Annotated in this window: 9 protein-coding genes; 6 read left to right on the forward strand and 3 right to left on the reverse strand. The window is 58.5% G+C overall.

Translation table 11 applies throughout. The features are described from left to right. The first annotated feature begins 33 nt into the window (after window positions 1-33). Window positions 34-1131, forward strand: a complete 1098-nt coding sequence (locus tag C8J46_RS18265) for a fatty acid desaturase (protein ID WP_132742196.1) — start codon at window positions 34-36, stop codon at window positions 1129-1131. Window positions 1132-3244: 2113 nt separating this feature from the next. Here the strand turns inward: C8J46_RS18265 and C8J46_RS18270 are convergent. After that, window positions 3245-3877 carry a TetR/AcrR family transcriptional regulator gene (locus C8J46_RS18270; RefSeq protein WP_132742129.1) on the reverse strand — a complete coding sequence of 211 codons (633 nt, stop codon included), beginning with the start codon at window positions 3875-3877 and terminating at the stop codon, window positions 3245-3247. A gap of 786 nt (window positions 3878-4663) precedes the next feature. On the opposite strand from C8J46_RS18270, the gene C8J46_RS18275 reads away from it, so the two are divergent. From C8J46_RS18275 to C8J46_RS18285, 3 genes are all read left to right on the forward strand, one after another. After that, the gene (locus C8J46_RS18275; protein WP_132742131.1) at window positions 4664-5398 is read left to right on the forward strand and encodes a sigma-70 family RNA polymerase sigma factor; all 735 of its coding nucleotides are present in this window, start codon (window positions 4664-4666) and stop codon (window positions 5396-5398) included. 76 nt (window positions 5399-5474) lie between these two features. Continuing rightward, a complete protein-coding gene (locus tag C8J46_RS18280) occupies window positions 5475-6188 on the forward strand; it encodes a DUF3313 family protein (protein ID WP_165886641.1) in 714 nt (237 codons plus the stop codon). A gap of 629 nt (window positions 6189-6817) precedes the next feature. Then, window positions 6818-7606: an alpha/beta hydrolase gene (locus C8J46_RS18285; RefSeq protein WP_165886642.1), complete on the forward strand. Its 789-nt coding sequence runs from the start codon at window positions 6818-6820 to the stop codon at window positions 7604-7606. A gap of 432 nt (window positions 7607-8038) precedes the next feature. Here the strand turns inward: C8J46_RS18285 and C8J46_RS18290 are convergent, their stop codons facing one another. Beyond that, window positions 8039-8392 carry a hypothetical protein gene (locus C8J46_RS18290; RefSeq protein ID WP_132742137.1) on the reverse strand — a complete coding sequence of 118 codons (354 nt, stop codon included), beginning with the start codon at window positions 8390-8392 and terminating at the stop codon, window positions 8039-8041. A gap of 287 nt (window positions 8393-8679) precedes the next feature. Between C8J46_RS18290 and C8J46_RS18295 the strand changes: the two genes are divergently transcribed. Next, window positions 8680-9123: a MucR family transcriptional regulator gene (locus C8J46_RS18295; protein WP_347812387.1), complete on the forward strand. Its 444-nt coding sequence runs from the start codon at window positions 8680-8682 to the stop codon at window positions 9121-9123. Between the two features lie 257 nt (window positions 9124-9380). Here the strand turns inward: C8J46_RS18295 and C8J46_RS18300 are convergent, their stop codons facing one another. Next, complete coding sequence (locus C8J46_RS18300; RefSeq protein ID WP_165886643.1) at window positions 9381-10058, reverse strand: TetR/AcrR family transcriptional regulator; 678 nt, start codon at window positions 10056-10058, stop codon at window positions 9381-9383. 342 nt (window positions 10059-10400) lie between these two features. Between C8J46_RS18300 and C8J46_RS18305 the strand changes: the two genes are divergently transcribed. Beyond that, window positions 10401-12581 (forward strand): TonB-dependent receptor, encoded by a 2181-nt coding sequence (locus tag C8J46_RS18305; protein ID WP_165886644.1) that lies wholly within the window; start codon window positions 10401-10403, stop codon window positions 12579-12581. The last annotated feature ends 43 nt before the right edge of the window (window positions 12582-12624 follow it).

The following is a 12624-nucleotide window of genomic DNA, read 5'->3' on the forward strand; positions in this document are numbered from 1 at the left end:
TACCGCCATTATTTTCAGGAATTAGAGCCGCCTATGGATACTCTCAGCCTGACACGCGGCAAGGCCGCTCCTGCCCCGGCACCGGAAGCGACGGACGGGGTCATCCGCATTGCCGACGACAAGGCGATGCTACGGGCCGCCGCCGAACTGACGCGTGATCTAGTGAAGCCCCGTCCGGTTATCTATTGGGCCGACCTGATCGGCTCGGCCGTGGTGGGTTACGGCGCGCTGGGGGTATCGGCGACCGTCGGATCGGTCTCGATCGCCGTCGGCATGGCAATCGTTTCCGTGTTTGCCCTGTACCGCGGACTCAGCTTCATCCACGAAGTGAGCCACATGAAGCATGCCGCGGTGCCGAACTTTAGGCTCGGCTGGAACGTCTTGATGGGCGTACCAATGCTGATGCCGTCCTTCATGTACGAAGGTGTGCACAACCTACATCACGCCAAAACGCGCTACGGAACGAGTGACGATCCAGAGTATCTGCCGCTCGCGCTGATGAAGCCTTGGACTCTGCCGCTCTTCATTGTCGTGGCAGCTCTCTTGCCGGTCGCCCTGCTGGTACGGTTCTCCATCCTATCCCCCCTGTCCCGGCTTTCTCCAAAGCTTCGCGCGATCGCCGTCGAGCGCTATTCGGCGTTGGCCATCAACCCGCAATTTCGTCGTCGAATGCCTGACGGTGCGGCAAAACTGTACTGGAACCGCGTCGAGACTGCCGCCAGCATTTGGGCGATCGCCTTGATCGCCATGACCGCGGCAGGCATTCTATCGATGCGTTCGGTCCTCACTTTCCTTGGCGTGGTGTCTGTCTCCGCGGTGATAAATCAGGTCCGAACACTAGTTGCGCATCTCTGGGAGAATGATGGCGAACAGATGACCGTGACCGCGCAGTATCTCGATACGGTCAACGTGCCGCCGCCGGCTTTGCTGCCGGCACTCTGGGCGCCAGTCGGGCTGCGCTACCATGCATTGCACCATCTCCTGCCAGGGCTGCCCTATCATGCGCTGGGCGAGGCGCACCGCAGGATCTCCGCCGAGCTCGACGCGCTGTCGCCCTATCACCAGGCGAGCTACCCAGGATTGCCCGGACTCGTCGCCAAGATCACCCGAAGCACAATGGTCCGCCGCTGAGGCGCAGCCATGGCGAGGCTCGCTCCGACGGCGCCCTTGTATTTGTGATCGGCGCGGTCGCGGCCGGCTCGCGATGCAACGCCACCGGACGAACCGATCCGGCGGTGGCAGTTTTTAAGGCCCGGTGCCTTTCTAGGAGCTCAGATATTGAACGCGGTCATCGCTGACGGATGGTCAAACCCGGTTCACTTGATGCACGTCCAACATGGTGGTAGCGAAAACGGGCCCAATTTACAAACCGTCTTGTCGGGTTGTTATTGGCAGGTTATCACCGTGCTGCTCGTTTCTGTTCGAACGATCTCCTCGTCCCCTCGCCTCCCTGCAGAGGCCTTCATCCTCGGGCATGAATATGTCGAAACGACTGATTGCGGATAAGAGCTCAAGCTCTGACGTAAGCGACCACACCATCCAAACCCAAATGTCGCCAACCGCATTGAGACGGACGCTCGAACAAGCCGTTGTGACATGCGACGCCCTACGACTGGATGTGACAGCAGTATTCATCTGCCATGCCATAGACTCATTACCTGAGACCAGCGCCAGAAGCCCAGGCAAAATGTCCGACAAATAGTTTTGTTAATATTAAAAACGAATATGACGACTTGTACTATGACATCCCATTGCAACTATCTGGAATGATATTAATTAGTATCCGGGAGCGCCACATTCCTCAAAAGTTATTAAGCGCAGTAGCTAGGGAATGCGCTTAAGGTGTTTATAAGAGGACGCCGCCAAACGGCCTGGTCTCAATCAGTTCCAGACATCTTTGAACCCGAATGCGACCCGCCACGGAAAGAGTGACTGACGTCTTTCGTCGGTCACTCGCATCAATCAAAGACACAATCAAACCTTTGCGCTCAAGGATACCAATCCATCGGAGAGCCGTTGTCCGAGGCACGCGCGCAGCCTCGCAACAGGCCCCGGACGATGCCGACCCCGGGTCCCCGACGGAATAAAGGAACAGCAGCAGGTTCGTCGCTGGGTCGACACACGAAACGGCGTCGAGATTCTCCGCCATAATCGCCCTTTGCCAGAGCAAATCTTTCGCGAGGCGTTCAAGCCTCACATTGCCGGTGAGAGACTGGAAATCTGACTCGCCCATGTTCCCGCCGGATGCCAATCGCCGAGACGGCGAGGTCAGTTCCCCGTCGGGGAGGCCAACGCGGGTTTGCGGCACTCGGTCTTCAGCGGCTTTGTCGCGGGCGAAACTCATTACCCTTCCTACCCGAATAGCCGGACGCAGCCACCGGAAATACCCCGCGCGAAGAGACGCGGCTGGAACTGCCGACTATCGGCGCCGACATATCAATATGCCATGGAATGAACGATGGAACCTTTCTCGACCCTCATTCGATGCCAAGGAGGATATGAACACACGAATATTGAATCGTAGCTTCAACCGACCCGCCTAACTCGGCATGCGCCATTCGGCACGGTGATCAGATGGGCGAGAAGAAGCGTAGGCGCTCTGCAGAAGCGTAATTTTAGTAGATCGTCGAAATGGCGAAATTGTAACAAGAAATATTCTCAAGATCGCCTATCATTAGGCCTAAATTTGGATTTGCAACAATAGGTTTTACCACCAACTCAGACGCTGTCATGGGGCATCAACGGCACCTCAAGTCCCTTTGCACGCTTTCCTTGATTAACTGCGTCGGCGGAATCTTACACGTGCACACCTGCCGGTGAACTTTGGAATGGGGTTTCACCCTCTCTCATCGCACAGTGCCCCGACATAGATCGTGTTTTACAGCGGTAAGATCTATGAACACACCATAACCGCATAAGCTACCACGGCCAACGGAATGGATGCGAACAGAACGGATACGAATGTCTTCATAATTTTAACATTCCAAATTTTGCGAGAAGCTTCGACACGCGTTCAGACGGGACGAACCGATGCTCAATGGCCGAGATCGCAACTGCGACACCCTTGCACGTGTCGGTTCCGAGCCGGGGTAGGTAGACCCGCACGCCCACGCCAAAGGCATGATCTCTCAACAATACTCACCAGTACCGTTAATGTTCCAAGCCGCACCAGTGATCTTCGTTCCGTTTTCGCGCGCTGCGACGCGACATCCATTACCTGCGGCGGCAACGGCCTGTTACGGCTTTAGCGTGGTTTCAGGGCCATCAGGCTGAACAACCGCCATCGGTCTTCAAACGCTTTCAGCTTTTCCTCGGAAGACACGGCGCCGGTTACAGCCAACATGCTCAAGCCGCCGAGCATCAGCTCCATCAATATCTCGGCTTGGACCGCCATATCGCCGTCGATGCGCTGGTTGGCCCGTTCGATGCCATTCAGATGACGCACGTACAATTCCAAGAAACGATTACGCCAACTCATCAGGCGCTGCTGGATGGGCTCGTGACGCAGGCCTTCGGCTTGAAGAAATATGTTAACCCGATGGGATGTGATGACATCGGTATCCATCAGGTGCCATGCCACAGAGCGAAGAGCAGATACTGGATCGTCGTCATCGATACCCGGCTCGACGAGGCCTACGACTTGCGCACCATCGATCGAGTCGATCAACAACGCGGTCTTGCTTTTCCATCGCCTGTATATCGCCTGCTTGCTGACACCTGCAAGCACGGCGACTTGGTCCATGCTGAAGTCGGTGCCGTCCTGGGCGAAGGCCTGCATCGTAGCGCCGATGACCGCGGCCCCGATTTCCGCCGCTCGCTCGGCGGTTGGATGCCCCCCTTGGGAGCGGATAGCTTTCCCCGTTTCGTCAGCGTTCATGTCCGAATGGCACCCAAAATAAGCCTGCGTACTCGTTGTGTCGCGACCGCGAGGCTGCCCTCCGGCTTTGGATCACCAGCTGCCTGCCGGCTTCGGGTCACTAAACGCTAGTGTCGGTTATCTCGCAACGCGTTTGGTCGGTGTTATCAAAAGCAGGTCGGTCGGGTCCATCCGGGCAGAAGACGTTCAACGCAACTATCGAGTTGCGTTGAACGTCATTGGAGGGTACTCGCGTCCGGTCGGCACGAGCCGTCCTGGAGAACCACGTGTCTCATCTTCCGTGTCGTCGAGGACTGGCCATTATCGTCGGCCGTGCTTCAGCAGGCCCCAACGACGAAATGCGGGTCGCCCCAACACTTCCGCCGACGCCATTCGCGTTGAGGGCGGTGATCCGTTCGAAGCTGGTCCCGAACTCCATGAAGCTGCGCCGGAAGGTCGATCCAGTCCGAGCCGTTGAAGTGCTGGCTCGATCGAACGGCATGTTTCCTCATTGGCAACCTCGGACAAAGGCAACATGAGCCAGTTTCGCTTGTTCATATTTATGATTCAGAATTGCCCGCACGGGTTTGACAAGGGCGCTTGCTCCTCCCCCACGGGTCTACGTCGCGGGCGAACACCGCGTCGGCGCGCGTACGCTTCGCGTCGCATTCAGCACAATCTTCGACCGATCGAACGGAGCGACCTGTCGGCCTGCTCCGTCCCCGGAGACGACGCGCAACCGTTGAAACAAGCCGTTCTCAACCGTCGACAGTCCGCGATCGTGCGGCATTCTCGAGCCCGGCGCTGATGGCGAAGCACCTCTCCTCTGCGTGGAAGGGCAAGCCGCTGGACGCAATGACCGCGGCGGCCGCAATAAACCCGCAACGCGCCGAACTCGATGATCTCCTTGATGATATTGGGCAGCAGTTGTCGCTGCAGACATTCGCTCATGACCTGACGGCAGTGATACCCAAGCTTCGGACTTACGCGCGATCGCTCGCGCATGACCGGGACGCGGCGGACGACCTCGTTCAGGACACTTTGCTCAAAGCTTGGAAAGCGCATGATCAGTTCGTGACAGGAACGAACATGCGCGCGTGGACCTGCACGATCCTGCGGAACGTGTTTCTGAGTCAGCGACGTCGCGCTCGTTTCCATGGCGAATACGACGAACAGGTTGCAGAGATACGTCTTGCCCGCCCAGAGTCTCAGAGCGCGGTTGTCGAGCTGGGAGATGTTCGACGGGCGATGGAAGCACTGAGCGCCGATCAGCGCGACGCCATTCAGCTCGTATCGGTAGAGGGTCTCTCCTATGAGGAGGCGGCGCGCCGGCTCGCCATACCTCTGGGAAGCTTCAGAAGCCGCGTCTCGCGCGGTCGAAGAACGTTGCAGTCCATCATCAAAGGTCACGGCCCAAGACGATCCGTTGGAGCGGGTGTCGCGCCACGGGAATTAGTGCCGGTCCCAGCCTCGAAGGGTATCGGAGGTCGTAATGCCTGGTCGGAAGCAAAGGCGTCCGGGCAGCAACTCTGGATCGGCTAACGGCCACGAGCCTCGCAGATCGACCATCGCGAAGCGTCGACAGATCCCGCAAAAATATGTCCTGAATGGAATAACCATGAAACGGCCGCAGGCTCCGCTGACAGCATTCACTTCCTTGTGCGCCGCGCCGCTTCTTCTGGCGTCCTGCTCGACCGGCGGTCAGATGCTGACCAAGTCTGGCTTTCTTCCAGATTACGGGAAGCTCCAAAAACCGAAGAGGAAGAATGTCGCGATCTGGGTCTCGTCGGGCTACCAGTCCGAAGTCTACCATCAGGTGATCATCGACGAGCCCAAATGGCTTGCCCCGCACCGCGACCCCAAGGTTGAAGCGGCGATGCGCGAAGCGCTTCGCGAGAGCTTGATCGCTACCCTGTCGATCAGCCATCGCGTCATTCCCGACGTTGCAACTGCGCCGGCCGGAACCCTGCGCGTTCGCAGTGCGATCACCGGCATCCGGCGCACCCGCTGGTTCCTTAACGCGCCTCTCCAGGTTGCCACGTTCGCCGCCGGTGGACTCGGCATCCTTGCGCCCCTGAGCGGCGGGGCCAGTGTCGAAATTGTCGTGGACGACGCCGCTTCGAGGAATTCGGTCTTGCAGATGGCGACATATCGAAATGGTCAGCCTTGGAACATTAAAGGTTCCTACGTCGCCTACGATCATGCGAGACAGGCATTCGAACAATCTGCCAAGGCGTTGGCCTACTTCATCAAACAGCCGGCATTGGCAACGCCATCGACACTGCATTCGAAGTCCGGATCTTCCGGAAAATATGAAAGTCGACAGAACTAACCCGTTCGGAAGAGTCTCGGAGAAGCTCGATGGACACTTCGTGACGGATCATACCGTAACGGCTGCGGATACGGTAAGCCTACCACACCGAACGAGCAACCGATACCACCCCATCATTCCGGTCGCGTTCGTTCGCTCCGCCGGGCCTCAGTGACGATGACGTCGGCACTGCTAGATGACGGCACGCCGGGCTTTCGAAGATAAGCAGACCGCAAAATTCGTCATCTCCCGCCGCAATGTTCGGAACGAGCCTATGACAAACGGTTTCACGAACCCTTTTCCGTCAGATGGGTTGATGGACGCTCTTTCATGGATCGATCCTGCCCGCGAGGCGCATCGCTTTCGTGGACTTCGCCCGCCCGGTGCACCCATCTTGCAACCTAGGAAACCAGTTCATGCCGATCCCTGTTCCCCGGTCCCGTCCATCTTGGCGACCAGCGTCTAGCCTCGCAGCGGCAGTAGCCATCACGGCGTTCGGCGTGGCGTGCGTTTCGGCAAGTCGCGCGGGTATCAGCCGACGCGGATGGCTCATCCGCGACATCGCGCTGCCGCTCCTGGCATGGCGATCAAACCCGACGGCTGCGAACCGACGGGAGCGAATAGCAGCTGATCGTGCCCGCGGCCCCGGCATGCCGTCACGCCGTCTGCGGGCGCAGTACGAGTTTCACGACGAGAGTGGAGAGGATCGCATACTCACCCTCGCCCCCCGCGGCGGCCCGACGACCGCGATCCGTATCCTCTACCTGCACGGTGGTGCCTACGTCTTCGATCTCGACGTGCTGCACTGGAAGCCCATATCAATGTTCGTGTCCGGGACGGGCAGCCGCGTCGTCGTGCCAATCTATCCGCTTGCGCCCGAGTTCACATGGGAAGCCGGGATGGCCTGCGCGGAACGGTGCCATGACCGGCTCGTCGAGGAAGTCGGCGCGCAGAATGTCGTGATCGCAGGCGATTCAGCTGGCGGTGGTCTTGCGCTCGCGCTGACGCAACGGATCCGGGATCGGGGCGGCGCTGCGCCTGCCGCGCTCGTGCTATTCTCACCTTGGCTCGACGTTTCGGTCTGCGGCACGGATCAGCCGGCGCTTGCCGAACTTGATCCGATGCTGGATATCGAAGAGCTGCGCGTTGCGGGCCGGATGTGGGCCGGCGGCACGTCGATCGAAAATCCTGCCGTCAGTCCGTTGTTCGGTGATCAGTCACACCTGCCACCGACGATGGTATTCTGCGGCACGCACGACCTACTCGTATCCGATGCCCGGCGCTTGGCGGCAGCGGGGGGACGCGCAGAGTTACGCGAATATTCCGGGATGTTCCATGTCTGGATGGCCACACCGATCCCCGAAGGCACAGCGGCGTTACGAGAGGCGGTTGCGTTCATCAATGCCCAGACGGCGAACCTGCTACGACCGGCACCATGACGCTGGCTTCCGGGCCGGCAGGTCGCGGTCGTTCGCGGCAGTCCAGCCTTTTCGGGGTGGCACAGCCGACGCATGCATGGGGATCCTAGCCGTGCAAAGAATGGCCAAGGCAATCGCACCGCTCCCCCTGTTCGTCTCTCGACCCTGCACGGCATCCGCCGCTTGGCTCGCAAGATCGATCGTATGCGCCTGGACCGTCAGCGCTGCGATCGAGCAAGGGTCGCCGAGCCGTTCTGGACGTGGACGCGCCGATCCGCGCCCCAAGCAGCCTTAAGCGCCCCCGTCCAAAGCTTATCTTAAATCGAATTGGCGAACATCATCATTCGCGTCAGCGTGGCACCCGTTCGCGTCAACGCGAAGGTTTTGCCCAAGGCGTCGCCCCGCTCTTCGTTGCACCGAGCCAGCGTCACTGACGCCGCCCAGATTCATCGCTCAACGGTCAGGTAGGGCACCCCGGTTGCGCGCATTACTGTCTTCGACATAGGTCAGCGACCGGCGCGCCTCCTCGATCGCGGCTATCTGTTCCCCGAAATCGGTTGCGGCGCGCGCTATCGCCAGGAAATGTTCGATCGAAGCCATCGCCCGACGCACCGCTTCCGCATCCCTCGGCGATAGATAAGGTAATAGTTGGATCGCGTAGGGCCTGGCAGCCTCATAGTCTCGCTCCGCCTTATCGACCGCTACGGTGGCGTTGCGCGCATTCTGCATCGGACTGAGGCTTGGATCGACGCATCCTGAGACGAGTGCCGCCACCACGGCGAAGGGAACAACCTTGCGGAAAAGCATCTATACGCCCATATAAACCATCCTGATGGTTTACATATTTCCCCACGTTATACAACCCTTCGATATGACCCGTGCACACACCATCCCCAATTTGGTCGCAATGACCGGCGAGCGGTCTTCTAGCCGGTGTCGATAAAGCTTTGACAGTTGTCGATGAGGAACAGATGGCGCAACGAATGACAACGGCATTTATGTCTTGGTCCGGATACTCGCGCAGCGAGTTCAATGATTTGGCTATACCGAGGGCAAATCCAGTCGAACTGGCAACCTAGCTTACGATTGCTTGGCTGGGAAATTCCAACACCTGCACGTCGCCCAACGACGTGTCCGCCTTCCTTGGCAAAATGTACGAAACTGTTTCACCACTTATCGGTGGTACCCAGGAAGCAGCTGCTTCCGAGGCGGAGGTCAAGGAATACACGCCCCCCGTCACTGCCCGTAAGTCACTTTCGAGCTCTGACGTCATAGTCGGCATGATCGACGGCAAGCTCTACAAGACGTTGCGGCGTCATCTCTCGACCAATGGCATGACGCCCGCAGAATCTCGTGTACGTTGCGGCCTCAAAGCCGATTACCCGATCGTCGCGGCGACCTACTCGGAGAGCCGTCGTGCAATGGCCAAGAAGATCGGATTAGGCCGCAAGCCCCGTCAAACCAACGCCGCGGAGGCTGACGCCAAGCCGGCTTCCGCGCCAAGTAAACGCAAAACCAAAGACGCCCCGGCGGAATAACAGGCCGGCCGGATCTTGGGGCGCGAAGTACGGTTGCGGACACGCGCCCTCAGATTTTACATGCTGTCGTGTCGTTCGGTCCCGCGCTCGTAGGCCGTCCGAACCACTTCTTGGATACGAGTGAGCTCGATCATGCGAACGGAAATTCATTTCACAGATTTTGGACCGCAATGATATTCGTAGCGATAGAAGGTCGTGGAATCTTTCCTCGCAACGTCCTCGACAATGCGGGACATGACCGTTCTGCACCATAGCTTTCACGCCGTGGACGGTTTGCTCTTCCGTAGTGGGCTTGCGGATGACCCAAGCAACTTCTGCTCGTAATATATCTCGATTATAGTCCTCAATCGAACCACGCACTCATCCAGCTCTTCTGGGTGGGCACTGAAAACGCGCTCAATAACTAGGCCTCTGATACTTGCCATTACCAGTCGCGAAAGCGCCAGGTCTGGAGTCATCTCGGGATGCCCCGCTTCCATGAGCACGGTCTCTAGATTTCGGAGTGCGTCGAGGTCTGCCGAGTTAACAGTCGGACCGAGGCGGCGTGCAAGTTCCGGATCGCTGCGCGATCCGTTCATGATCTCCAAAACAGCAATGCCAGCTGGGCGCTTGCCGAGCTCCCACATAACGGTTGCCAGGGTGAAAAATCGCTCTTTTATATCTTGAATATGGTCAAGTCGCTCATGGTAGAGCTTCCTTTCCTCTTCGTAGTTCAAGGTGACGATGTCGATCATGAGGTCGACTTTGGTGGGGTATTGATGAAACATCGCTCCACGCGTCACGCCCGCTTCCGCCGCTACGGTCGTAGTAGTGGTCGCCGAGTAGCCTCGCTCAGCAAGGGAGCGCACCGCAGCGTCGACCACTTTACGACGAGTTTCAGCACTACGTTCATTCTGACTACGTCGAGCAGGCTTATCGAAAGCTAATGTGGTCATCTCAAACCCTTTCGGCACGCGGACTACCCATGAAACCGGACGATGACAATCGATCCTCACATTAACGAACCGTGTTGACGGTTTGTATATTCTGTCGCATGATCGCCACGTGCACATGGATGAGGCGGCGCAGACCGTCCCCAATCGGAGAGGAAAGTAATGCGACTTTTAGTGCTTTTAGCCGGCTCGAGTGTCTTAGCGTGGAGCGGCTCCGCACACGCTTCAGAAGCCTCGGCCGTCCCAAATTCCCTCATCCAGAATGCGCCGGCGCTTCCAGCTCAGGTCGAGCCGAACGTCCCCAACCCGCAAAACGCGGATGCAGTCGCATCCGATGACATCATCGTGACCGCCCAACGGCGTGCGCAGAGCCTTCAAGACGTACCGATCGCAATCACTGTCGTTACGGGAAGCTCGCTTCAAACGACCGCTGCCAACAGCGTCAACGACATTCAGAACTTCACGCCCAGCCTCTCCATCAGCACGGGCGCGGGACTGAGCAGCTTCAAGGTACGCGGCGTGGGGTCGCAGAACTTCGATTACGGCGTCGAGCCTTCCGTCGGCGTAGTTCTGGACGACGTTGTCCAAACCCTGCCCCGTGCCCCGGTACTCAACACGTTGGCCGATGTCGATCGCATCGAGATCCTTCGCGGACCGCAAGGGACTTTATTCGGTAAGAACACGTCTGCCGGCCTTGTTTCCATTACGACCAAGAAGCCTCAACTCGGCCTGCGTGCCTACGAAGGACATGTTCAGTACGGCAGCCGCAACGAGCTGCAGACATACCAGATCGTCAATCTACCCGTGACGGACACGTTGGCGATACGCCTGCGCGCTGGCTACCAGATGCGAGACCCGGTGGTCAGCAACAGAGGTTCAGGCACGATCGAAAATACGCGCGACGTCACGCTGAACGGCAAGCTGTATTGGGAACCGACGGACCGATTGTCGCTGTACGCAATCGGCGATTATCAAAATAGCCGCGGAGATGGCGGCGGGGTGGCTTCGATCCGTTCACTAGGCGTGGGCACAGTCGCACCGGCGGCGGGAAATACGTTCCTTGCTGCAGGGCAAGCCGCCGCGGGCATCGTGCCTGGCGCGAACGGCCGATTGGTGAACTTCAGCGGTGATGTTTATCAGCACAGCGAGACCAAAGGTGGGCAGCTGACGATCGCATATGATCTGGGACCAGTACAACTCACCTCCGTATCTGCTTACCGGAAGCTTGATTACGTAAACGATGGCGATGTCGATCAGTCACCCCAGGTCCTTTTCGACACCAACGTCGGAACGATTTCGGCACGTCAGATTACACAGGAATTGCGCTTCTCAAATTCAACCGCTGGCCTAGTCGATTATGTGGCAGGGCTTTTCTACTATGATCAGAAACTGAAATCGACCCAAGACCAGCGCGGAACGCTCGGTTACATCCCGCAGGGTACCCCATTCCAGCTTTCGGTGTTCGGCGGGCTTTCCAACATCGCCAATCGAACGAAGAGCTACGCAGCTTTTGGCGACGCGACGGTCAAGCCGGTGGCCGGCTTGCGACTGATCGTGGGCGGTCGGTACACGCGCGACAGCCTCGACGCGTACAGCAACGTACTCCCAATCGCTAATACGTGCTCCCTAACGATCCTCGTTGGAGGACCATGTACGCCGCTACCGTTGCCATCTCCCGTCCGCGGCGATCGGCTCAAGCAAGGCAACTGGAGCGGTCGTGCCGGATTGCAGTTCGACGTCACACGCGATGTTATGGTCTACGGTACGGCATCACGGGGCTACAAGGCACCAGCGGTGACGGTCGTGTCCGGAATCGTATTCAACGTGAACAAAGAAACCGTCTTCGCACTGGAGGCAGGCGTGAAAGCCGAGCTGTTTGATCGACGGCTGACGGCGAACATAGCGGTATTCCGAAGCAAGTTCACCGATTTCCAGACCGAAGTGTTTGATCCGTCGGTGGGACTTGGCGCCTTCCGCACCGGGAACGCTGGTGGATTGCGCGCTCAGGGTGTCGAAGCCGAACTGACGGCCCGGCCACTCCGGGGATTCAGTCTTTCCGGCGGACTGACCTACAACGATGCCAAGTTCACAGACTATCAACCGCCCTGCTACGCCGGACAAACCGTTGCTCAGGGATGCAATCTGCCCGGTCCTACTTTCGACGCGGAAGGCCTGCGTCTGCAGAATGCCCCCCGTTGGACGTATCAGATTACCGGTACCTACGATACCGAGGTAGCTGACAGCTTCAAGATGTATGGGACGGCTAACTGGTCCCATCGAAGCTCGATACTTTTCGGGGTCGGCGATCCTGCGACGTTCCAGAGCGGCTACGGCGTACTGAACGTCAGCGCCGGGATTGGCGACTTGGATGACAAGGTCAGGATCAGCGTCTTCGCGCGCAACGCGCTGAACAAGCGCTTCTCTTCGCTCATCTATCGGACACTTTTCGATTTGGGTGGCACCTCGCAGATCATTCCTGATCAAGCAGTGCGGCGCATCGGGGCTTCCCTGGACTGGCGTTTCTGATGACCGGGAATTCGTCGCGGTCGCTGAAACGGTCCTCGGTTCT

The organism is Sphingomonas sp. PP-F2F-A104-K0414 (assembly GCF_004340945.1).
GTDB lineage: Bacteria > Pseudomonadota > Alphaproteobacteria > Sphingomonadales > Sphingomonadaceae > Sphingomonas.

Excerpts from the sequence above, each read along its gene's own strand:
- C8J46_RS18265 (WP_132742196.1), top strand. The coding sequence starts at position 34 with ATGGATACTCTCAGCCTGACACGCGGCAAGGCCGCTCCTGCCCCGGCA.
- C8J46_RS18270 (WP_132742129.1), bottom strand. The coding sequence starts at position 3,877 with ATGAACGCTGACGAAACGGGGAAAGCTATCCGCTCCCAAGGGGGGCAT.
- C8J46_RS18275 (WP_132742131.1), top strand. The coding sequence starts at position 4,664 with ATGGCGAAGCACCTCTCCTCTGCGTGGAAGGGCAAGCCGCTGGACGCA.
- C8J46_RS18280 (WP_165886641.1), top strand. The coding sequence starts at position 5,475 with ATGAAACGGCCGCAGGCTCCGCTGACAGCATTCACTTCCTTGTGCGCC.
- C8J46_RS18285 (WP_165886642.1), top strand. The coding sequence starts at position 6,818 with ATGCCGTCACGCCGTCTGCGGGCGCAGTACGAGTTTCACGACGAGAGT.
- C8J46_RS18290 (WP_132742137.1), bottom strand. The coding sequence starts at position 8,392 with ATGCTTTTCCGCAAGGTTGTTCCCTTCGCCGTGGTGGCGGCACTCGTC.
- C8J46_RS18300 (WP_165886643.1), bottom strand. The coding sequence starts at position 10,058 with ATGACCACATTAGCTTTCGATAAGCCTGCTCGACGTAGTCAGAATGAA.